We start from the raw sequence: 21,740 nt of genomic DNA, 5'->3' as shown, positions 1-21,740 counted from the left end.
CCAGCCGACGGTGTGACCGGAAGCACACAACGGGAGCAAAATTTGGTCTTCCCCAATGTCTTCCGATGCCGCCACGGCGGACGCGGAGCTTGACGAAGGCTGTGAATGTCCCCCCGGTTTCGTCAAAACCCCAGGTGTAGGGCCTGATACCGACGCAGACGTGGGTAATCTGGCCGCAGATCGCCGATCGACGACGACCGGCATCCCAGCGCCAGTTACTCGCGCTTTTTCCGTCGCCTCCCTGTCGCGTTTCCGAGGCCGCACAGGCCGGCCGAACCACTGCGAGAAGTCTGTAAAGCGGCCGAAACGTTGGACGCGCCGCGCTGAAACATCGTTGCCGCAGGATCTTGGGCATCCCGTTGTGCCCCTTGAAACCCCTTGAAAGGATCTCGAACGCCATGTCGTCCGCTGAGCACCCCGACCACGGGGAGGTGCGCACCGCGTGCGCGTATTGCGGCGTCGGATGCGGAATGGTGTTGCAGATCACAACCGATCCCGAAAGCGGCCGGCGTCACATCGCCAAATCGGTTGGGCAAGAGAACCATCCAGCCAACTTCGGCCGCCTGTGCACGAAAGGCGCCACCACCGCCGAATTCTTGGCCGCACCCGGTCGAGCCGACTTGGCTTACTCGAGGACCGACCGCGGGCAACCTCTCGAACCCCTCGACACCGATACCGCAATAACCAGAACAGCGAAGCGGTTGCGCGGCATCATCGACAAGCACGGCCCAGACGCCGTGGCGCTCTACGTGTCTGGGCAGATGTCGCTCGAGGCACAGTATTTGGCCAACAAGCTGGCCAAGGGATTTATCGGCACCAATCAGATCGAGTCGAACTCGCGACTGTGCATGGCCGGCGCAAGCTCTGGTTACAAACTGTCGCTGGGCGCCGACGGACCGCCGGGGTCATACGAGGACTTCGAGCACGCCGACGTGTTCTTCGTCATCGGGGCAAACATGGCCGACTGCCATCCGATCCTGTTCCTGCGCATGATGGAACGGGTCAAAGCCGGCGCCAAACTGATCGTCGTCGACCCACGCCGTACCGCTACCGCCGCAAAGGCCGACCTGTTTCTGCAGATCGCCCCCGGCACGGATTTGGCCCTCCTCAACGGTTTACTGCACCTGATCGTCGAAAACGGGCACACCGACCCCGCTTTCATCGCCGAGTTCACCTCCGGCTGGGAGGCGATGCCGAGCTTCCTGGAGCAGTTCACCCCGGACAAGGTCAGCGAAATCACCTCCATCCCAGCCGAAGACATTCGCACTGCCGCACGCTGGATCGGCGAGGCCGCAAATTGGCTGACCTGCTGGACCATGGGTCTCAACCAAAGCACCCACGGCACCTGGAACACCAACGCGATCTGCAATCTGCACCTGGCCACCGGCGCCATCTGCAAGCCCGGCAGCGGGCCCTTCTCACTCACCGGGCAACCCAACGCCATGGGTGGACGCGAAATGGGTTACATGGGACCGGGTTTGCCCGGCCAGCGGGCAGTAACCAGCACCGACGACCGCGAGTTCACCGAGGACCAGTGGGGCATCGCCCGCGGATCGTTGCGCACCGATGTCAGCGACGGTGTCATCGACATGTTCACCCGCATGGCCGACGGACAGATCAAAGCATGCTGGATTATGTGCACCAATCCCGTTGCCACCGTGGCCAATCGCAAGACTGTGCTGGCCGGGCTGGAAAAGGCGGAACTGGTGATCACCCAGGACGCCTACCTGGAAACCGAAACCAACGAGTACGCCGACGTGTTGCTGCCCGCCGCCTTGTGGACGGAGTCCGACGGGGTGATGGTCAATTCCGAGCGCAATCTGACCTTGTCTCAGCAGGCTGTCGAACCGCCCGGGCGGGCACTGCCAGATTGGCAGATCATCGCCCGGATCGCCTGCGCGATGGGCTATTCGGACTCGTTCACCTACACCTGCGCCGAGGATGTTTTCGACGAGCTCAAGCAATTCTGGAACCCCAAGACCGGTTACGACCTTCGCGGCATCAGCTACGAGCGGCTGCGCCAAACACCCGTGCAGTGGCCGTGCCCGCCGGGGAGCGCGGCCGACCGTAATCCGATCCGCTATCTCAACGACGGTGTCAGCCAACGCCTTCTAGTGCGTGAGGACGGTCATGTCCCCCGCCTCGCGTTCCCGACACCAAATGGCCGGGCGGTGTTCTTCGCCCGTCCGCACCTGGCGCCCAACGAGATGCCGGACGGCGACTACCCGTTCCTACTCAACACGGGCCGGCTGGCACACCAATGGCACACGATGACCAAGACGGGCAAGGTCGCCAAGCTCAACAAGCTCAACCCCGGCCCGTTCGTCGAGATTCACCCCGAAGACGCAGAGCGCCTGGCGATCTGCGACGGCGACCGGGTCGAGATCGCCTCACGCCGTGGCCGCGCCGTGCTGCCCGCCGTCGTCACCGATCGGGTACTGCCGGGCAACTGCTTCGCGCCGTTCCACTGGAATGACACATTCGGCGAATACCTTTCGATCAACGCCGTCACCAACGACGCTGTCGACCCGGTCTCGCGACAACCGGAATACAAGGTGTGCGCGGTCACCCTGACCAAGGTTGCCGCCGCCACGCGGCCCGCGGCCCTCAACCCGCCCCGTCACGCACCGGAAGTCGCCCTGGCTCAAATCGATTCGATCGCAGAATTTCTCGGCGTGGCCGCCGAGCCGATTCCAGAGTTCGATGAAAACGGCCGCGCCTACCTGGCCGGGCTGTTATCCGGCCTGCGCGTCCAAGCCGGCCAGGCGCTCACAGCCACCCCGACCCTGCCGGTCAATGCACCATTCGACACACGCACGCGGACCTGGGTCGACGGCGTTTTGGCGGGAATGCTGTCGTGCACCCCGACCCCGGAACCGGCCGTCATCCCCGAAATCGCCGCCGCGCCGGCGTCCATCGTGGTGCTGTGGGCGTCTCAGACCGGCAACGCCGAAGATCTTGCCGCCGAGGTGGCAGCGCAACTACGTGCCGCACAGTTGCCGGTTGCGCTACACGCCATGGACGATTTTGCGGTCACCGACCTGGCCGGTACGCGCGAGCTGCTGCTGATCACCAGCACCACTGGCGACGGCGATCCGCCGGACAACGGTGCCGCGCTGTGGCGGGCGCTGACCGCGAAAGATGCGCCGGCTCTGACCGGTACCCGCTACGCCGTCCTGGCACTGGGCGACTCTAACTACGGCGACTTTTGCGGCCATGGACGTCGCCTCGACGAGCGACTTACGGAGCTCGGTGCGACTCGCATCACTGCCCGCGTCGACTGTGAACCTGATTACGACGCCGCCGCAGAGCGGTGGCTGCACGACCTGCTGAAGGTGTTGAGCCAGCAAACAACCACGCCGGCCCGGCCGATGCGCGTGCAGGACAAATACTCCAAGAAGCGCCCGCTGGTCACCGACTTGATCCGCAACACCACACTCAGCCGGCCACGGTCGGCCAAAGACGTGCGCCAGTTGGTCTTCGACGTCCCGCAGGAAACGGTCAGCTACCAAGCCGGCGACGCGCTGGGAGTATGGCCGCACAACAACGACGAGTTGGTCGACGAATGGCTGGGCGTCACCGGGCTGGACGGCCACACCGAGGTCGACGTCGCCGAACACGGCTCGATGTCGTTGCGCGCGGCACTGACCGACCGTCTCGAGATCGCCCACATCAGCCCAGATCTGCTGCGATTCGTGCACGAGCGAACCATCGATGCAGACGCGGCAGCGCAACTGGCCGAGCTGATGAGGCCCGAAAATAAAGCGGCACTGGCGGATTGGGCCTGGGGCCGGCAGTCGGTCGACCTACTCGCGCAGGCACCCGTCGCCGCGTCGGCAAACGACTGGTTGGCCGTCCTCAAACCGCTGCAGCCGCGGTTGTACTCGATCTCCTCCAGCCCCAAGGAGCACCCAGGCGAGATCCATCTGACCGTCTCACCGGTGCGCTACAACTTCCGCGGCGTGGCCCGCCGCGGGGTGTGCTCGACCTACCTGGCGGACCGGTCCCCGCGCGACCAGATCGCGGTGTATGTGCGGACTTCGAAGAATTTTCGACCGCCCAGCGATCCGCAGACGCCGATGATCATGATCGGCCCGGGGACCGGTATCGCCCCGTTCCGCGGCTTCCTGCAGGAACGACGCGCCCTCGGCCACACCGGGCCGAACTGGCTGTTCTTCGGCGAGCAGCATGCTGCCACCGATTTCTACTACCGCGACGAAATCCAGGCCATGCACAACGACGGCCTGCTCAACGAGCTTGACCTGGCGTTTTCCCGGGACCAACGGGAAAAGGTCTACGTGCAACATTTGATGCGCAAGCGCGGCGCACAGCTGTGGCGATGGCTACAGGACGGCGCGCAGCTATACGTCTGCGGCACCGCCGACCCGATGGCCAAGGACGTCGAACAGGCGATCAGCGACATCGCGGCCGAGCACGGCAAACTCGACGCGGCCGCGGCGCGGGCCTTCGTGCAGTCGCTGAGCGCCGACAAGCGCTATCACCGCGATGTGTACTGACGACAGCTTCTGGGTAACTTTGTAATTTGACGGAAACGTCAGACCACAGTCGCCGAAACATCGGAGTCGCACCATTCACCCGAGAGATTTGCAGACTCTAGGGAGGGTCGTACCCGTGACTCAACAGCTCGAGGGTTCCAACGACGCTGCTAAAAGCGCTGTTTGTCCACTGCACTGCCACTCGGGCAACGGGAGTAACCAGCTCGAATGGGCGGGCCTGCCCGTCAACCTCGACCTCGCGTTTTCCCAGAATCAGCGGGAGAAAGTCCTGGCGCAGCACCAGGTGCTGCGACGCGGAGCCTTATTGCGGAGCCGCTTGCGCGATTGCGCGCCGGTGTGTGTCTGCGACGATGTGGACGATTCCGGCTCCAATCCCTGAACAGGCGCTACCGTGACCTGACACCCGTGTCACGGACGGAGCTTGCGATGAGCGATGCCTGCGTACCCCGGTTCCCGGACGCGCTGTCCACCCCGAGCCTCAACCGCGGCGTCGGCTTCACCCACGAACAACGACGGCGACTCGGCCTGACCGGACGGCTGCCGGCGGCGGTGCTCACCCTCGATCAACAAGCTGACCGGGTGTGGCATCAGCTGCAAAGCATGGCCACCGACTTGGGCCGCAACCTGCTGCTCGAACAGCTGCACTACCGCCACGAACTGCTGTACTTCAAGGTCCTCACCGACCATCTCGTCGAACTCATGCCGGTGGTCTATACGCCCACCGTCGGCGAGGCGATCCAGCGCTTCTCGGACGAATACCGCGGGCAACGCGGGCTGTTCCTGAGCATCGACGCACCCGACGAAATTGCCGATGCGTTCGCCACTCTCGGACAGGGCCCCGATGACATCGACCTGATCGTGTGCACCGACGCCGAGGCGATCCTGGGTATCGGCGACTGGGGCGTGGGCGGCATCCAGATCACCGTCGGCAAGCTGGCGCTCTACACCGCAGGCGGTGGCATCGACCCGCGCCGCTGCATCTCGGTGTCGCTGGACGTCGGCACCGACAACGAACAACTTCTGCAGGACCCCTTCTACCTGGGCAACCGGCACCCCCGGCGGCGCGGCGAGGAATACGACGACTTCATCCGGCAGTACGTCGAGACGGCGCATCGCCTATTCCCCAACGCCATACTGCATTTCGAAGACTTCGGGCCGGCCAACGCGCGCAAGGCGCTGCAGCTATACGGCGGCGACTACCTCGTTTTCAACGACGACATGCAAGGCACCGGTGCGGTGGTGTTGGCCGCGGTCTACGGCGGCACGAAAGTAACCGGGCTGCCGTTGCGCGAACAACGTGTCGTCGTCTTCGGCGCGGGCACCGCCGGTCTCGGCGTTGCCGACCAGATCCGTGACGCGATGGTCGCCGACGGTGCCAGTGTCGAACAGGCCACGTCCCAGATCTGGCCGATCGACCGGCAGGGCCTGCTGTTCGACGACATGGACGACCTACGTGATTTCCAGGTGCCCTACGCCAAGAACCGTGAAAGCCTCGGGGTGCCGGCCATGGAACGGGTTGACCTTCTCGATGCCGTCAAGCTCGCATCGCCCACGTTGCTGCTTGGTTGTTCGGCGGTGTTCGGTGCATTCACCCGCGAGGTTGTCGAGGAGATGGCGGCCAGATGCGAGCGGCCGATGATCTTTCCGCTGTCCAACCCGACCTCACGCATGGAAGCAATGCCGGCCGATCTGGTGCAGTGGTCGCACGGAAATGCGTTGGTGGCCACGGGTAGTCCCGTAGCACCTGTCGAACACGAGGGCACGACTTACACCATCGCCCAGGCCAACAACGTGCTGGTTTTTCCCGGTATCGGACTGGGTCTCATCGTTGCCGGGGCGCGGCGGCTGACCTCATCGATGTTGCACGCGTCGGCTAAGGCCGTTGCGCAGCAAGCCAATCCCGTTGCGCCGGGGGATTCGCTGCTGCCCGAGGTGGCGGATCTGCGGGACATATCGGCGAAGGTCGCCGAGGCTGTGTACCACGCCGCGGTCACCGACGGGGTCGCCAGCAAGTCACCCGCCGATGTCAGGCAGGCCGTGCTCGACTCGATGTGGTCGCCGGTCTACGACTGAGTCTCACCGCTTCGCGGTGTCCGGCTGCCCGTAAACGGCGACCACCACGGTGCGGTCCACGCTGTTGTTCGACCACACTCCGATGGCGGTATTGGCACAGTCCCGCATGATGGCGAGGTAGTCGGGGTTGCCGTGCCACTGGTTCATCAGTTCGAAGCTGCTGATCGACAACGCCGGGTTGACCGCCACCGCCTCGGTCACCCTGCCACGGAAGCCAGCGGCGTTGGCCCGGTCCTGCGGCGTCGAACCGTCGGATCCGATGTCGTCGTTGATGTTTCGGTTGTTGAGCATGTCGTCGGCATGCCACTGTGCGGCCAGGTACAGCGAGTTGTTCATCACGACATCGTTGGTGCAGCCCGCTTGGTGCTGGATCGTGTACACCCCGGAGACGACGCTGTCGTTGAGTCTCTTGTTGTCGGCGTTTGCGTCCGGGATCGTCAAACCCGTTGTTACCGCCAGGATTACGGCGACAGACGCTGCGCGCACGGTCATACCGGATCGAATGCGAGACCAGCCAACGGCCGTCGACTTTCTCCAGGGTGACGCGAATAACCGGCTGAGTATCGGTAGGGGTGCCGCCCTCGCCGATGGTCACCGTCTGGTCGACAAACAGCAGCACGACAGCGTGGTTGGCGGTGGCCGATACCGATGATGCGGCATTGACTTTCGCCACTGCCGAAATGTGTTTCTCTTTCGCCCCGGGAATGACGACCTGACGGGTCAGCGCGGTGTAGGCGTCCTTGAAGTCACCCGTGAGCCGCTCGCGGGCGGCACCGAGTTGCTTGTCCGCCGTTTCTGGGTTGTAGGACAGCATGGCGACCGCGTCTTCGCTGGCGACCCGGACCGATTCGGTGCGCGCCAAACCAACTTGGTTCCCGGACACGGCTATCCACTTGAAGTAACCCGCCACCAAAGCCAGCAGCAACGCAAGCGCGGGCAGCACTCCGAATGCGACGACCCGCTTCCACTCGATTGACGTGCCAGTCGCAGGGACTTCGGGTTCTTCTTCGTGGGATTCATGATCAGCGTCGTCAGTCTTGCCCTCGGCTTCGTCCGAATCACGTGACACGGCTTCGTCTTTGGTTACCGACTCTGCATCTGACGGCACGGCATCGGACTCAGCTGCCTCGCCGTCTACGATCTCCTGGTCGCGCGTTGCGGTGCTCATGGTACGAACACCACGTTAGAAACCTTGGCATCGTCACCGACCGCCTTGACCTCGATCCGCATTCGCCACTCCCGGGGCGCCTCCTCGCCTCCCGCGGTCCGTGTCTTGACTGCCACCGCGACCAGCACCTGAGCCGAGTCGCCGTGTTGGGATTCCAGTCCGGCGTCGGTAACGGTGCCCTCCGATATTGACTGCGCGACCTTGACGAGTTCCATGAACGGCTTGGCCCGGTGCTCGAAGTCGTCACGAAATGCCCCGGTGGCCAGGTCGAGGATCCGTTGCACGTCGGACTCGATCTCGGTGTAGCTGATCGTGGTGAGGTTCACCGCGCCTTGCCGAGCGGTCTGGACGAAAAGGTCTCGCTGAGCCTGGGCTTCGTGTGCTTGGTAGGCGCGGTAGCCAAGCCAGCCGGTCAGGCCCGCCAATGCGGCCACCACGACTGCGCCGCTTACCAGCGCAGCTCCCACATGCGAAAGCCGGCGGCGAGCGCGTTTGGGTTGTGGCTCGTTGGCCCCGTCAGAGTCCTCGGGCTCTGAGATGTCTTCGGCTGCTTGGGTATCGGGATCTTGCGCCATGTTGCTCCTTGTTTGGTTACGGCGAGGTCGGCACCAGCAGTGACTGCCAGTTCTTGGCCCTCGGGTGGGCGAGATCTGCTTCGGTGTAACGGTGACCGTCGGGTCCGATGTAGTCACCGGAGGCGGGGTCGTAGGTCGCAACCGCAATCGGTGGCGGTGCTGGGGCGGTACCTCTCGGTGGTGGCAATCGCGGATCCTGACCCGGTGGATACTGCGGCACTCCCTGGCCACTGGTAGTGGCGTTGGGGTCACCCTTCCAGTGGTAGCCGTCGTTGAGCGGCACGTATTCCTCGTCGCTCTCACACAACTCGACCGTGGGGGCACGCTTCCACGGCTTGGTCTCACACGGAATGTTGCGAGCGCCACGGACATTGAGTTCGGAATCCTGCGGCAATCGGCAATACAGGTCGGCCGCGGGGCGGTCTGGTGCGTCAACGCTGGCCGGCGAGCGTCGTTGGGTCGGCGGCAGGAATCCAGTTGTGCAGGGCGGCGGCAGGTTCACGTTGAGATTGAAATCCAGATAGAAGCCGGTGTAATCCTGTTTGGTGCCGGCGTTGGGCACCAACGACCCCGCCATGACGGCGATCCCCTGCGGCAGCAGCACCAGGAGTTGTTCGATGTCGTGACGGTAAACGTAGACGATGTCGCCGAGGCTCACCAGGTTGGCGAACAGCACCGGCACCGCGGGAGCCACCCGGTCGAACATGGCGCGGCCTTCGGCCAAACCGGAACTGCCCTGTGCCAACAGATCTCGCAGTGCCGCGTCCTGCGCTTGGAATTGCGCCATGATGGCCGCGGTTCGATGAGACCACGTGGCGATGGCGTCGGAGGTCTGCACCTGTGAGTTCAGCACCGGCGGGGTCTGGTCGATCAGGGTGGCGAGCGGGTCGATGTTCCGTCCCCCCGCGCTGGCCAAAGCGGCTGAGCCGTCCACGATTCGGGACAGTTCGGGGCCAAGCCCCCCGACGGCACGGTTGGCCTCGTCCATCAGGGTGCGCAAATTGTTGCGCGGAATCGCCTGCAACGCCTGATTGGTCATGTCCAGCAGACGTCCGATGTCGACGGGCACATCGACTTGGCCGGCGGGGATGACGTCGCCCGCCCGCAGTAGGCGACGATTATCGGTCCCGGGTTTGGGGGTCAGTTCGATGTATTGCTCGCCGATTGCCGAGCGGCTGTGCACTGATGCCTGGACGTCGGCGGGCACCTTGACCTCGGATCTCATGGCCAGTACCGCCCGTACCCCGGTCGCGGTGACATTGACCGACTTGACCTGACCGACATCGGTTCCGCGATAGGTGACCACCGAGTTCTCATATAGTCCGCCCGACTGCGGCAGGTCGACCGTGACGGTGTAACGGCCAATCCCGAACAATGTTTCGGGAAGTCGCAGGTAGTTGAATGCCATTGCGCCACAGGAAACCACGGTCACCAACGTCAGCACGGCCAGTTGGATCCAGGTCTTGCGGTTCAGGCGCAGCATTCAGTATCCCTCGCTGTGGTAGGGAAAAGTCAGCGGGTTTCCCGCGGTGGCGGGGCTGGGCTGCATGCCGATGGTGCGGCCCCACTGCATTTCGAGTTGGGTTAGATTGCCCTCCCAGCGGGAGCCGGTGAATATGCCGGTGTCGATGCGGCTCAACGTCAAATCGACAATCATCGTCAGGTTGGCGTAGTCACCGCGAAACCAGTTGGTGACGGTGGAGGTCGGCCACGGGTAGGTCGCCAGTCCGTCCAAACCTTTGGTGAGCGCGGGGCCGGCGTCGGCGAGCTTGCGCAGCACCGGTGCGATCTGGCGCAGGTTGTTCACCAGTGACTCCCTGCTCTGGCGGATGGTGTCTGCGGCGATCGCGCTGAACTTCCCCAGCTGATCGATCGCATCAGCGATCTCGGTGCGCTCTTTGGCCAACACCGCCAACGCTTTCGGCACCGTCATCAACGCCCGGTCGACGGCCGAATCCTTGGCGGCGAACTGACCTACCAGCGCATTGAGACGGTGCCCCCGATCACCGCCAATGCGCCAGTGCCCATACCCATTTCGGCAATCAGCCGCAACAGCTCACCGGGGTAGCGGCGTACGGCCTCGCCGACGTTCAGCAACGATCGACCGTAGAACACGGTCTGCTCGCCCAACTTCCGCGTGGATGAGGTCAAGTTGGGGCCAAGGGCGGCCAACCACGACGGCTCATCAAGGGCGCGGCTCATTTGGCGGTCACCTTCACCCCGAGCGCGGTAGTCAAGATGTTGATGAAGAACAACGCCATGAACGAAAACACCACGGTCTCGTTGACAGCGCTACCAACCCCAGCGGGTCCGCCACCTACGGAAAGCCCCTTGTAGCAGGCGATAAGACCGGCCGAGATGCCGAACAGCGTTGCCTTGATCAAGGAAATCACCACCTGGGGCAGCCCAGTGAGCAGTGTCATCCCTGCAACGAACGCACCTGGTGTGACGTGCTGGACGAACACGACAAAGACATAGCTTCCGGTCAAGCCGGTGACGGCGACCACCGAGTAGAGCAGGACCGCCACGAACGTAGCGGCGATGACGCGCGGAACCACCAGTGCCTGAATCGGATTGACACCGATTACCTTCATGGCGTCGATTTCCTCACGGATGGTGCGGGCACCCAGATCGGCGCACATGGCCGTGGAACCGGCACCCGAGACGACCATCGCCGTGACTACCGGACCTACCTGTGTCACCGACGCCAGACCCGCGCCGGCACCGGAAAGGTCTCCGGCACCGATCTCCACGAGGAGAATATTGAGCACGAAGACGATCAGGACGGTGTAGGGAATCGACAACATGATGGTCGGGAAGATCGACACTCGGGCCACGAACCAGATCTGCTCGAGGATCTCGCGCCAAGCCCACGGCCGTCGCACCATGATCATGAAGGTCTCGGCACACAGCTTGAAGAACTCGCCCAACGCGTGCATGGGCTTGGCGATGGTCGCTGTGTTCATCCCTGTGCTCAACCCGCGGCCCCGTCTACACCGGTATCGCCGAGAAAAGCGTTAAGGATTGTAATGCCTTGTCCTGCAACGACTTAGCGATCCCCACCCGACGAGTCACGTTGCGCGGCCGAACTGCAGATAGAGACACGTCGCGAGCTTACGAGCAAGCCGCATCCATTCCGAGAGTTGCAATCACCCGGAAAACAAACGTGGAACCTGCAGGTTGTTCAGCCTACGGTGGCTCCCCCTTCGGCGATCCTGCGCACCGCTTTGAGGAACACGTCGATCTCCTCGTAAGTGTTGTAGAACGCAAACGACGGACGGACGGTTGCCTCCAGACCGTAGCGACGCAGAATCGGCTGCGCACAGTGATGTCCGGCACGCACTGCGATGCCCTCGGCATTGAGCGCCTTGCCGACCTCGAGCGGCTCGTGGCCGGCGAGCACGAACGACAAGACACTTGCTTTCTCGTCCGCGGTGCCAATCAACCGCACCCCAGGGATATCCGCCAGCCGCGGCGTCGCGTATTCCAACAACGCGTGCTCATAGGCCGCCATGCGCTCGATGCCGACCCGTTCGACGTAACGCAACGCTTCCCCGAGCCCGACGGCGTCGGCGATGTTGCCGGTCCCGGCCTCGAACTTGTTGGGCAGTCCCTGATAAAGGGACCGCTCCAGCGTGACGTCGGCGATCATGTTGCCACCGCCCTGCCACGGTGGCGTCTCGGCCAGCGCCTCTTCGCTTCCGTAGAGGACGCCAATCCCGGTGGGTCCGTAAATCTTGTGCCCGGAGAACACGAAGAAGTCGACGCCGAGTTCAGCGACGTCGATGGGTAGATGCGGAATGGACTGGGCACCGTCGATCAGCACTCGCGCGCCGTAACGATGTCCCAGCGCGACGATCTTCTCGACCGGTGTCACCGTCCCCAGTGCGTTCGAAACATGCGTCGCCGCAACGAGTTTAGTTTTCGGCCCGAGCAGATCCTCGAATTCCGAGAGCAGCAGGTTGCCCGCGTCGTCCACCGGAGCGACCCGCAGGACAGCGCCGGTGCGCTGGGAAAGCAATTGCCACGGAACGATATTGGCGTGGTGTTCCAAGTGGGTGATGACGATCTCGTCGCCGGGCCCCAGGTGCTTGCCACCCCAGGCGTGAGCCACCAGGTTGATGGCCTCGGTGGTGCCGCGAACAAAAATATTCTGCTCGGCCCTGGGCGCACCGATGAACCGCCGCACTGTCTCGCGGGCCTCTTCGTACGCATCGGTGGCCCGCGCCGCCAACTCGTGCGCCGCACGGTGGATGTTGGAGTTCTCGTGGGCGTAGAAGTATGACAGCCGGTCGATCACGACTTGCGGCTTCTGCGTGGTCGCCGCGTTGTCGAACCAGATCAGCGGCTTTCCGTTGACCGTCTCCGCCAGGATCGGGAAGTCGGACCGGACCGCGTTGACGTCGAAGACTTCGTGGTCGTCCGCCAGGCGCGGAACCGGCCGCTGGGGTGTGGTGAGGAAGTAATAGTTGCCCTCGTCGCCGGCCGGCACCGTCGCGGGTGCGTCAGACCAGCCCAGATCAGCGACCGACGGCGCCCCGGGTCCCCAGCCCGGCGCGGAACCGCGCGGTGCCACCGGAACCGAAGCCGGCCCGCCGGCCAGCACACCGGGCACAGTCGAGACGATGCCGGACGCGGGCACACCGAAGGCGCTGAAGTCGGCCACACCCGGCGGCAGGGACGGATCCGCGACCGCCGCCGTCGTCTCAGCCCCGGAGGGGGCAGCAGTCGTATCCGGGACCGGTGAGATCGGATTGCCGCGCGGCGCCGGCGGAACGGCCTGCGGCGGCACGGCTTCCGGACCGGGCGACGTCGGCGCGGGTACATACACGTCCGAATAGTTGAGCAACGGAACGGGATTCGGGAACGGGTCGACGGTGCCTGCGCCGGTCCGACCGGCAGAAGTCACGGCCGTGGTGTCGGGCACGCTGCCGCGCGGCGCAACCGGCGTCGCCTGAGGCGGGCTATCCGGTCCCGGCCGAATACTTGCCGCGTACAACTGACTGGCCAGCACCGCCAACTCGGCGGCACTGACGGGTAGGTCGCTTTCGGCGTCTACCGACCGATGCTCACTTGTACTCATGGAATTGGTCCACGGCAACGCCATCAAGCACACCGAGCGCGTCGTCGGTCAGCACCGCAAGCGATGTGTACAGGGTGACCAGATAGGTCGCAATGGCCGACTGGTTGATGCCGGTGAAGCGGACCGACAGGCCAGGCGCCTGCTCGCCGACCAGACCCGGCTGGAACAGGCCCACCACGCCCTGACGCTCCTCGCCGGTACGCACCAGGATGAACTTCGTCTTGCCGTCTTCGACGGGCACCTTGTCCGAGGGGATCAGCGGAATTCCACGCCAGGTGATGAACTGCGCGCCGAACAGGCTCACCACTGGTGGTGGCACGCCGCGGTAGGTGGCCTCGCGGCCGAACGCGGCGATTCCCTGCGGGTGGGTCAGGAAAAAGCTGGGCGTCTTCCATACCTTGGTGATCAGCGCGTCCAGGTCGTCCGGTGTCGGTGCACCGGCCAGCGTCTGAATGGTCTGCTCCGGAGTCACCTGCGCAAGCAAGCCGTACTCGGGGTTGTTGACCAGTTCGGATTCTTGACGCTCTTTGATGGTCTCGATGGTCAGGCGCAACTGTTGGGCGACCTGATCATGGGGGCTGGAGTATAGGTCAGAGACTCGGGTGTGGACGTCTAGCAGCGTGGAGATGCTGCGCAGGGTGTACTCGCGCGGACTGGTCTCGTAGTCGACGTAGGTCTCTGGCAGCGGCTCATCGATGCTGGCGCCCGCCTCGGCCTTGATCGCGACCTGTTCGGGGTTGACCACGCGGTTGACTCGGTAGATACCGGCTTCGACCGGCACCCATCCGAGCAGGTGCAACAGCCACCGCGGGGTGATGGTCGAGAGTTGCGGAACTGTCTTGGTCGCGTTGGCGAGCTGCCTGGCAGCGAGATCTCCCAGGGACTGAGACTCGTTCTGAGCCGTCGTCATTGTGTCTTTTCCTCCCGAATTCCGATCACGCTGATTATTTCAATAACGCTGAATCGGCCAGACCAATCATGCCGCACAGCCGTGGCTGACGCCCGCCGAGAGTAAGTGACGCAGGGAGCGCACACAAACCTTTAAACAGGCGTGAGTCCAACCCGGAACCGGCTCGGGTAACCCGCTCGAGGAACCGGTTGGGAAATCCCGATGCCCTATAGTGGTGGCCATGCAACAGGCCGTACAGCTGCGCTTTGCCCGCACGCGCTGTTTCGCCCTGGGATGTTGTTGTTGTTCCTGTTGATTCCTGACGCCCTCTAAATCGTCCAGCAATCATCGCGCTCCGCCCGATGGCGTTTGATGCGCGCTGCCGCACTCAGGAAGAGCAACCGCATGACTGTCTTGTCCATATCCAACCGCGCCTTGGCGTCGGTGACCACCCGCAGACGCGTCCGGGTACGGCCGGCCATTGAGTTGACGCGCATGACGCGATACCGCGGAGGCACCTATTCGCACACCGTCGACAAGATCGTGTTCGCGGACGGCACCACCGCGCGCACGGACCTGATCAGGCTCAACCCGAATCTGACGGCCTACTCCCTGGACTTCGCCGGCGTCGCTCCACACCACCCGTCGCCCTACCGGCTGGACAGCTGGTCGGCACTGCCGCACCTGCGGACCAAGGGCTGCGAAGCCGAAGTGGAGTGGATTCTGCGGCACTCGTTTCCGATGCGTTCGGTCGCCGAACTCAGCGAGCGGCTGCGCCAGGCGGGCTACCCGCTCGGGCCGGGCAATATCAGCGAACACGAGGCCATCGCGGGAACCCAGGCCGCGATCTGGCACTTCACCAACGCTCTGGCGCTCGACACCCGGCCGCTGAACGCACCCACCGCGGTGTACCGCGGGCCAGGGTCGGTGCTCACCTTCGAGTTCGACGGGCGTCCGCAACTCGGCGGCTATTCGGTGTGGAGCGCGTCGAAAGCCCCCATAGCGGTCCGACTGCAGAAGTCGACAGACGGCGTTGAATGGCAAGACGTCTCCGGATCACAGCTGACGATCGACGCTGGTAAAGGCCGCTACCAACGAACCCTGGGTGTCGGAAGCACCTTGTCGGCCAGCAGCCACGGCCGTGGCGCGCACGGCTACCGCTTCTACCGGCTGGTCACGCAGTCGGACACAGACACGGAAGCGAGTGCGGCGCACGCCATCGACCACGTCGACTTCTGGCTCACCGGAACCGGGCATTACCGCAACGCCGACCGCGTCGTGCACCTCTACAACTACCTGCTCGCCGGCGCCTACACCGCGCTACGCGCGGCCCAAGAGCCACTCGTGGACACCAGCGCGGTCGTCGATTCGGATCTGGTGGGCCCCTTCCAGCTGCGCGTCCCGCTGGCGCTGAGCACCGATGGCCCCCACGCGCTCGTCGACGCCTTCGGCTCGGCCATCACCGACACCATCCAACCGGGCACCGATTTCTACCTGCGGCGTGCACCCGGCACCTCGGCAGCGACGTTGACTGCCACCACTTCCGATCAGCTGAGCGGTCGGGTACTGACCGGGGTTGCATTGGCAGGACCGTCTCATCGACACACACCGGTTGCGCTGACCACCCCCACACACGGGACAATTGAGTTTGACATCACCTGGGAGGCCGAGCAGGCCCGTACTCACATCGTTGGAGAGTGTGGATGACCATCGCCGAGAACATCACCCAACTGGTCGGTAATACGCCGCTGGTGCGGTTGCGCCGGGTCACCGACGGAGCGGTGGCCGACGTCGTCGCCAAGCTGGAATCGTTCAACCCGGCCGGCAGCGTGAAAGACCGCATCGGGCTGGCGATGATCGACGCGGCCGAGAAGGCCGGCCTGATCAAGCCGGACACCATCATCGTCGAACCCACCAGCGGGAACACCGGCATCGCGCTGGCCATGGTATGTGCTGCTCGCGGCTACAAGTGCGTGCTGACCATGCCCGAGACGATGAGCACCGAGCGACGGATGCTGCTGCGTGCCTACGGCGCCGAGCTCATCCTGACTCCCGGCCCCGAGGGCATGTTCGGTGCCATCGCCAAGGCCGAAGAGTTGGTGAAGAACGACGAGCGGTACTTCATGCCGCAGCAGTTCGAGAACCCGGCCAACCCGGCCGTGCACGCCGTCACCACCGCCGAGGAAGTGTGGAAAGCCACCGACGGCAAGGTGGACATTTTCGTTTCCGGCGTCGGGACCGGCGGCACCATCACCGGCGTCGCGCAAGTCATCAAAGAACGTAAGCCCTCGGTTCAAATCGTCGCGGTGGAGCCTGCGGCGTCGCCGGTACTGTCCGGCGGCCAGAAGGGACCACACCCGCTGCAGGGCATCGGGGCCGGGTTCGTGCCGCCGGTCCTCGACGTCGGACTGGTCGACGAAGTCCTCACCGTCACCAACGAGGAGTCGCTGGAACTGGCCCGGCGGCTGGCCCGAGAGGAGGGCCTGCTGGTCGGGATCTCTTCCGGCGCGGCCACCGCGGCCGCACTCGAGTTGGCGCGCCGGCCGGAGAACGCCGGAAAACTCATCGTCGTCGTGTTCCCCAGCAATGGTGAGCGGTATCTGAGCACGGTGCTGTTCTCTGATTTGAGCGATTAGCCATGCTGGCGGCGATTCGGCGCGACATCCAGGCGGCCCGGGAGCGAGATCCGGCCGAACCCACCGTGCTGGAGGTCATCTTCGCCTACCCCGGCGTGCACGCGATCTGGGGTCACCGAATCAGTCACTGGCTGTGGCAGCGCGGTGCCCGATTGCTGGCCCGGACGCTTGCCGAGTTCACCCGGATCTTCACTGGCGTTGAGATCCACCCGGGCGCGACGATCGGAGGCGGCCTGTTCATCGACCATGCCACTGGCGTGGTGATCGGGGAAACCGCGGAGGTAGGCGAGGACGTGACCATCTTCCACGGTGTCACCCTCGGTGGCACCGGCCGGGACAGAGGCAAGCGCCACCCCACCGTAGGCGACCGGGTCACCATCGGCGCGGGAGCAAAGGTGCTGGGCGCCATCAAGATCGGTGACGACAGCCGGATCGGCGCCAACTCCGTCGTGGTCAAGGAAGTCCCGGCCAGCGCGGTGGTGGTGGGCGTGCCCGGACAGATTGTCAGCCGTCCCGGCCCCGCCAGCGAGGACGAATCGAAGCTGCCCGACCTCGTCGGTGCCAGCCTGAAATCCCTGCTCACCCGGGTGGCCAGGTTGGAGGGCCAAAACAGCGGCGCGACCAACGGCCGGACTTCGACCGACCGGGTTATCCGGCCTCCCGAGGCCGGAGTTTGGTACGGCGAGGACTTCTCGATCTAGGCCATTAAGGGAATATCGCGTCCGGGAAAGCGTTGGTGTGCTCGTGAGTTCTGCCGTGATCGTGGGAATGGCGATCGGCGCGGCACTGGGGTGTGCCAGCGTCATCGGTGTGGCGGTAAGACGCCGTTCCGGCGTGTTGCGCGACGCAAAAGCACCCGTGAACGCGCAACAGGACAACTCTGACCTCGGCCTGTCCGCTACCGGTCCGACTGTGGTGCATTTCAGTGCCGAATGGTGTGGCCCATGTGCCGCGGTGCGTCGCGTGGTCGATCAAGTGTGTGCCGATCTTCCTGAGGTGGCACACGTCGAATTGGACATCGACGCGAACCCCACCAGCGCCAAACGGTTGTCGGTGCTGTCGCTGCCCACCACGTTCATCTTCGATGCCGACGGCCGGCAGCGTTACCGCACCGCGGGCGTACCGAAGGCCGCTGACCTGCAAACGGCGTTGCGGCCGTTGCTGACCTCAGAACTCTGAGCGAGAGGAACACAATTGTCCAGCAGCCAAGTCGACGTGCGGGGCCCGCGATTCGCGGCGTGGATCACCACCACGGTGCTGGTGCTCACGCTGGTGGTTTCGGTGTTCAGCGTGCCGGCCGCGGCGGTGCTTCTTGCCGCCCAGGCCGTCGTGTTCGCCATCAGCGCCGTACGCGGACCCCGCAACAGCCCGTACGGGTTGGTGTTCGCCAAGCTGGTGGCGCCGCGGTTAAGTCCGGTCAGCGAACGTGAGCCCGTGGCACCGCTGAAGTTCGCCCAGTTGGTTGGGTTGATTTTCGCGGTGGCCGGGGTAATCGGCTTTGCGGCGGGGCTGCCGCTGGTTGGCGAGATCGCCACCGCATTTGCCCTGTTCGCCGCGTTCCTCAATGCTGCTTTCGGCATCTGCCTCGGCTGCCAGATGTACCCGTTGGTCGCGCGGTTCCGCCGCGCCCCGGTGCTCTGATTAAACCAATACCAAAGGGCCGGAACGGATTCGCCTTGCCGACAGTGCCACACTACCGCGCGCGACCGCAGAACAAGAGTTAAATCGCTTGTGAACCAAATGCTTTCAAATGCGCCGAGAAGCGGCAGGATATCCTACAGTGACACTTGTGCATCGGGTCCCGTCATGTCCATGGGCCACGCTTCGTGCTGCCGCGCGCGCCGGGCTATCGTTGTTGATCCCCTGACGCCTCGCGGGTGTGTAAAGGATTGCACCACAACGCATTCGCTGACTTCATCGACGAAGGACAGGACATCGACGCATGAGCGAGAAGCTGGAAACCCAGCAACAGTTCAGCAGTCCTGGCCGGGCAGAGGCGACCCGGTTCATCGACACCGCGGTCGGGATTCTGGTCGGTTGGCGCCGCTGTAGCACCCAAACCGCCTTCCGCGAGTTGCTCGCCGCCAGCGAGCGGCACCGGGTGCCGCTTTTCGCCATGGCGGGAGCATTGGTGAGCCTGGCCAGTGAGCATGCCGATGCGCCGGCGGTTGGCGCCGCGGCCGAGGAAAGTGCCCGACGGGAGTGGGCCGAGGAGTTGCGGTCGATCACCGATGCCGAGGGGCAACGGATTGACCGGGAGCCTTGACGCCGGACCGAATTCCGGCCATCGGCTCCCCCGGAAGGACTCGAACCTTCAACCCTTCGGTTAACAGCCGAATGCTCTGCCAGTTGAGCTACAGGGGACTATCAGTCCAGCGAACGCTGGTGCTGACCGCGGGACGACTCTAGCGTACTGGCAAGGCTGGACCCAATCGGACCCAACTAGAGCGGGCGCGGCCAATCCCGTCCGGATGAGGCAGGATGGGACCAACGCAGTTCGTCTCGGAGGGATCGTTTTGATCGGGTATGTCGCCGTGTTGGGCGTTGGTTACGTATTGGGCACCAAAGCGGGACGTCGCCGCTACGAGCAGATCGCTGGCACCTATCGCGCGCTGACCGCAAGTCCCATCGCCAGATCGATGATCGAAGGGGGCCGGCGCAAGATCGCGAATCGGATTTCACCCGATACGGGTTTTGTGACGCTTGCCGAGATCGACGAGCAGACGAGCATCATCGAACGCCGGAGCCAGCGGCCAGACGAGACCGTCGAAGCGGACTTAGAGCCGCCGGTCAACGCCGCGCGCTGAGGCGGTGTTCAGGCGGTGAGATCGTCGCCGCTGGCCTGCTGCAACAGGCTGCGCCGGTACGCCTCCATCGCGACCAGGTCGCCGAACAGGGCGTGATACTCGTCGCCTTGCTCGATCGGTGACATGCGCTGCAGCTTGGACTTCACCTCGGCGATCTGTCGGCCCATCCACACCTCCTGCAGACGTGCCAACACCCCGGAGATATAGCGCGGCAACTGCTCGTCGTCGGCCCGGATGCTCTCCACCCCGAGTTCGCTGACCAGCCCGGCGGTCAGCGCCGTGCCGGTCTGTTGGCGCACCATGTCCAGCCATTGCGCCCCGCTGACTCCGATCGAAGTGCCACCGGCGGCCTCGATGGCCGCCCGCACCGCGGCGTAACCGGGATGGGTGAAACTCTCCACGGTCAGAGCATCGAAGACCGGTCCGGCTAGCGCCGGGTACTGCAACGCGGATTTGAGCGCCTCACGCTGCGGCCACAGGGTCGGGTCGCGCGGGTCTGGCCGGGCAGCACCGGGCGCCGAGGAGACGGCGTCAGCGGAGGACTCAGCGGGTTCCTGTGAGTTCCGGCGCGTCTTCGGGCCGGCGCCGCTTTGGGCGGGGCTCCTGGACTTTTTGGCTTCGCCGCGGACCCGGTCGATGACCTGGGCGACGTCGTCCCAGCCGACCCAGCCGGCCAACTGCCGGGCGTATTCGTCGCGCAGCGTCGGGTCCTTGATCTGTCCGACCATCGGCACGCAGCGTCGCAGCGCCGCCACCCGGCCCTCGGCGCTGTCCAGGTTCATCTCGCCCAACGCGGTGCGAATGGCGAACTCGAACAACGGAGTTCGCCGCGCCACCAGGTCGCGAAGCGCACCGTCGCCGGAACGCAGCCGCAGGTCGCACGGGTCCATGCCGTCGGGCGCGACCGCCACGAACGACTGGCCCGCCAGGTTCTGTTCACCGTCAAAGGCCTTGAGCGCGGCGGCCTTACCGGCTTCGTCGCCGTCGAAAACATAGATCAACTCACCGCGGAAGAAACTGTCGTCCATCATCAACCGGCGCAACATCCCCAGGTGGTCCTCACCGAACGCGGTGCCGCACGACGCGACGGCGGTGGTGACCCCGGCCAGATGCATGGCCATCACGTCGGTGTAGCCCTCGACCACCACCGCCTGGTGTCCTTTGGCGATGTCACGTTTGGCCAGGTCGATCCCGAACATCACCGAAGATTTCTTGTACAGCAGCGTCTCGGGGGTGTTGACGTACTTGGCTTCCATGGGGTCGTCGTCGAACAGTCGCCGGGCGCCGAACCCGATCACCTCACCGGCCGAGGTGCGGATGGGCCAGAGCAGTCGTCGGTGGAACCGGTCCATCGGGCCGCGACGCCCTTGTCGGGACAGGCCCGCGGCTTCGAGTTCCTTGAACTCAAAACCTTTGCGCTGCAGGTGTTTTGTCAGTTTATCCCAACCCGAGGGAGCGAATCCGCAGCCGAACCTGCGGGCTGCGTCGCCGTCGAAGCTGCGCTCGGTCAAATACTGCCGGGCGGGTGCCGCCTCGTCGGACTGCAACGCCTGCGCGTAGAACTCTGCCGCGGCGGCGTTGGCGGCGATGAGCCTGCTGCGGCTGCCGCGGTCGCGCTGGACGCTGGTGGCCGAACCGGTGTAGCTGATCGTGTGCCCGATCCGGTCGGCCAGCAATTCGACGGCCTCGACGAAGGTGACGTGTTCGATCTTCTGGATGAAGGCATATACGTCGCCGCCCTCACCACAACCGAAGCAGTGGAAGTGGCCGTGATTGGGCCGCACATGAAATGACGGCGACTTCTCGTTGTGGAACGGGCACAGACCCTTCATCGAGTCGGCTCCGGCGCGCCTCAATTGGACGTAGTCGCCGACCACGTCCTCGATCCGAGCGCCTTCCCGGATGGCGGCGATGTCGCGATCGGAGATCCTGGACCGCCCGCCGGACCGGCCCGTATCTCTGGGACCCGCCGGACTCGACACGCGCTCAGTG

The 21,740-nt window shown here is 64.5% G+C and carries 17 protein-coding genes, 1 tRNA gene and 2 pseudogenes; 10 read left to right on the top strand and 10 right to left on the bottom strand.

Features of this window, described 5'->3' with window-relative positions; translation table 11 throughout:
- Positions 1-398: 398 nt before the first annotated feature.
- The 3 genes from A5634_RS20695 (at position 399) to A5634_RS20685 (ending at position 6,590) form a co-directional block, all read left to right on the top strand.
- Positions 399-4,517 (top strand): bifunctional nitrate reductase/sulfite reductase flavoprotein subunit alpha, encoded by a 4,119-nt coding sequence (locus A5634_RS20695; protein WP_065145891.1) that lies wholly within the window; start codon positions 399-401, stop codon positions 4,515-4,517.
- 115 nt (positions 4,518-4,632) lie between these two features.
- Positions 4,633-4,896 carry a hypothetical protein gene (locus A5634_RS27615; RefSeq protein ID WP_081290558.1) on the top strand — a complete coding sequence of 88 codons (264 nt, stop codon included), beginning with the start codon at positions 4,633-4,635 and terminating at the stop codon, positions 4,894-4,896.
- Between the two features lie 47 nt (positions 4,897-4,943).
- A complete protein-coding gene (locus A5634_RS20685; protein WP_065145889.1) occupies positions 4,944-6,590 on the top strand; it encodes an NAD-dependent malic enzyme in 1,647 nt (548 codons plus the stop codon).
- A 3-nt stretch (positions 6,591-6,593) separates the two neighbouring features.
- Here A5634_RS20685 and A5634_RS20680 read toward each other — a convergent pair whose 3' ends face one another.
- The 8 genes and pseudogenes from A5634_RS20680 to A5634_RS20640 all read right to left on the bottom strand — a co-directional run bounded on the left by A5634_RS20680 (position 6,594) and on the right by A5634_RS20640 (position 14,326).
- Complete coding sequence (locus A5634_RS20680; RefSeq protein ID WP_065145888.1) at positions 6,594-7,082, bottom strand: CAP domain-containing protein; 489 nt, start codon at positions 7,080-7,082, stop codon at positions 6,594-6,596.
- A 672-nt stretch (positions 7,083-7,754) separates the two neighbouring features.
- A complete protein-coding gene (locus A5634_RS20670) occupies positions 7,755-8,333 on the bottom strand; it encodes an Mce protein (protein WP_065145886.1) in 579 nt (192 codons plus the stop codon).
- Positions 8,334-8,349: 16 nt separating this feature from the next.
- Positions 8,350-9,816, bottom strand: coding sequence for an MCE family protein (locus A5634_RS20665; protein WP_065145885.1), 1,467 nt, complete (start codon positions 9,814-9,816; stop codon positions 8,350-8,352).
- Positions 9,817-10,323: pseudogene (locus tag A5634_RS20660) on the bottom strand (mammalian cell entry protein); the annotation flags it as partial.
- A pseudogene (locus tag A5634_RS20655) lies at positions 10,317-10,535 on the bottom strand (ABC transporter permease); the annotation flags it as partial. The pseudogenes A5634_RS20655 and A5634_RS20660, both read right to left, overlap by 7 nt.
- A complete protein-coding gene (locus tag A5634_RS20650; protein WP_065145883.1) occupies positions 10,532-11,299 on the bottom strand; it encodes an MlaE family ABC transporter permease in 768 nt (255 codons plus the stop codon). The pseudogene A5634_RS20655 and the gene A5634_RS20650, both read right to left, overlap by 4 nt.
- 218 nt (positions 11,300-11,517) lie before the next feature.
- Complete coding sequence (locus A5634_RS20645) at positions 11,518-13,416, bottom strand: family 2A encapsulin nanocompartment cargo protein cysteine desulfurase (RefSeq protein ID WP_065145882.1); 1,899 nt, start codon at positions 13,414-13,416, stop codon at positions 11,518-11,520.
- On the bottom strand, positions 13,403-14,326 hold the full coding sequence (locus tag A5634_RS20640) for a family 2A encapsulin nanocompartment shell protein (RefSeq protein ID WP_065145881.1): 924 nt from the start codon (positions 14,324-14,326) through the stop codon (positions 13,403-13,405). Before A5634_RS20640 ends, A5634_RS20645 begins: the two co-directional genes overlap by 14 nt.
- A 384-nt stretch (positions 14,327-14,710) precedes the next feature.
- Between A5634_RS20640 and A5634_RS20635 the strand changes: the two genes are divergently transcribed.
- The 6 genes from A5634_RS20635 to A5634_RS20610 all read left to right on the top strand — a co-directional run bounded on the left by A5634_RS20635 (position 14,711) and on the right by A5634_RS20610 (position 19,207).
- Positions 14,711-16,012, top strand: a complete 1,302-nt coding sequence (locus A5634_RS20635; protein ID WP_065145880.1) for a TQXA domain-containing protein — start codon at positions 14,711-14,713, stop codon at positions 16,010-16,012.
- On the top strand, positions 16,009-16,941 hold the full coding sequence (gene cysK / locus A5634_RS20630; RefSeq protein ID WP_065145879.1) for a cysteine synthase A: 933 nt from the start codon (positions 16,009-16,011) through the stop codon (positions 16,939-16,941). The genes A5634_RS20635 and cysK overlap by 4 nt, the downstream gene beginning before the upstream one ends.
- Positions 16,942-16,943: 2 nt before the next feature.
- Positions 16,944-17,642, top strand: coding sequence for a serine O-acetyltransferase (cysE, locus tag A5634_RS20625; protein ID WP_065145878.1), 699 nt, complete (start codon positions 16,944-16,946; stop codon positions 17,640-17,642).
- A 67-nt stretch (positions 17,643-17,709) separates the two neighbouring features.
- Positions 17,710-18,120 carry a thioredoxin family protein gene (locus A5634_RS20620; RefSeq protein ID WP_437339999.1) on the top strand — a complete coding sequence of 137 codons (411 nt, stop codon included), beginning with the start codon at positions 17,710-17,712 and terminating at the stop codon, positions 18,118-18,120.
- A 15-nt stretch (positions 18,121-18,135) separates the two neighbouring features.
- Positions 18,136-18,582 (top strand): DUF4395 domain-containing protein, encoded by a 447-nt coding sequence (locus A5634_RS20615; protein ID WP_065145877.1) that lies wholly within the window; start codon positions 18,136-18,138, stop codon positions 18,580-18,582.
- 301 nt (positions 18,583-18,883) lie between these two features.
- On the top strand, positions 18,884-19,207 hold the full coding sequence (locus A5634_RS20610; RefSeq protein ID WP_065145876.1) for an ANTAR domain-containing protein: 324 nt from the start codon (positions 18,884-18,886) through the stop codon (positions 19,205-19,207).
- A gap of 25 nt (positions 19,208-19,232) precedes the next feature.
- Here A5634_RS20610 and A5634_RS20605 read toward each other — a convergent pair.
- Positions 19,233-19,305, bottom strand: a tRNA-Asn gene (locus A5634_RS20605).
- 152 nt (positions 19,306-19,457) lie between these two features.
- Between A5634_RS20605 and A5634_RS20600 the strand changes: the two genes are divergently transcribed.
- Complete coding sequence (locus A5634_RS20600; RefSeq protein WP_081290561.1) at positions 19,458-19,748, top strand: hypothetical protein; 291 nt, start codon at positions 19,458-19,460, stop codon at positions 19,746-19,748.
- Between the two features lie 8 nt (positions 19,749-19,756).
- On the opposite strand, the gene dnaG is transcribed toward A5634_RS20600, so the two are convergent.
- Positions 19,757-21,730: a DNA primase gene (dnaG, locus tag A5634_RS20595; protein WP_065145874.1), complete on the bottom strand. Its 1,974-nt coding sequence runs from the start codon at positions 21,728-21,730 to the stop codon at positions 19,757-19,759.
- Positions 21,731-21,740 lie beyond the last annotated feature (10 nt).

Origin of the sequence: Mycobacterium asiaticum (assembly GCF_001673365.1) — a bacterium.
Taxonomy (GTDB): domain Bacteria; phylum Actinomycetota; class Actinomycetes; order Mycobacteriales; family Mycobacteriaceae; genus Mycobacterium; species Mycobacterium asiaticum_A.
The sequence above is the reverse complement of the archived record's forward strand: the minus strand, read 5'-3'. Positions and strand labels throughout refer to the sequence as shown.

Bases quoted from the DNA above. Each gene is read 5' to 3' on its own strand.
- A5634_RS20695 (WP_065145891.1), top strand. From the start codon at position 399: ATGTCGTCCGCTGAGCACCCCGACCACGGGGAGGTGCGCACCGCGTGC.
- A5634_RS20685 (WP_065145889.1), top strand. From the start codon at position 4,944: ATGAGCGATGCCTGCGTACCCCGGTTCCCGGACGCGCTGTCCACCCCG.
- A5634_RS20680 (WP_065145888.1), bottom strand. From the start codon at position 7,082: ATGACCGTGCGCGCAGCGTCTGTCGCCGTAATCCTGGCGGTAACAACG.
- A5634_RS20670 (WP_065145886.1), bottom strand. From the start codon at position 8,333: ATGGCGCAAGATCCCGATACCCAAGCAGCCGAAGACATCTCAGAGCCC.
- A5634_RS20665 (WP_065145885.1), bottom strand. From the start codon at position 9,816: ATGCTGCGCCTGAACCGCAAGACCTGGATCCAACTGGCCGTGCTGACG.
- A5634_RS20650 (WP_065145883.1), bottom strand. From the start codon at position 11,299: ATGAACACAGCGACCATCGCCAAGCCCATGCACGCGTTGGGCGAGTTC.
- A5634_RS20645 (WP_065145882.1), bottom strand. From the start codon at position 13,416: ATGAGTACAAGTGAGCATCGGTCGGTAGACGCCGAAAGCGACCTACCC.
- A5634_RS20640 (WP_065145881.1), bottom strand. From the start codon at position 14,326: ATGACGACGGCTCAGAACGAGTCTCAGTCCCTGGGAGATCTCGCTGCC.
- A5634_RS20635 (WP_065145880.1), top strand. From the start codon at position 14,711: ATGACTGTCTTGTCCATATCCAACCGCGCCTTGGCGTCGGTGACCACC.
- cysK (WP_065145879.1), top strand. From the start codon at position 16,009: ATGACCATCGCCGAGAACATCACCCAACTGGTCGGTAATACGCCGCTG.
- cysE (WP_065145878.1), top strand. From the start codon at position 16,944: ATGCTGGCGGCGATTCGGCGCGACATCCAGGCGGCCCGGGAGCGAGAT.
- A5634_RS20620 (WP_437339999.1), top strand. From the start codon at position 17,710: ATGGCGATCGGCGCGGCACTGGGGTGTGCCAGCGTCATCGGTGTGGCG.
- A5634_RS20610 (WP_065145876.1), top strand. From the start codon at position 18,884: ATGAGCGAGAAGCTGGAAACCCAGCAACAGTTCAGCAGTCCTGGCCGG.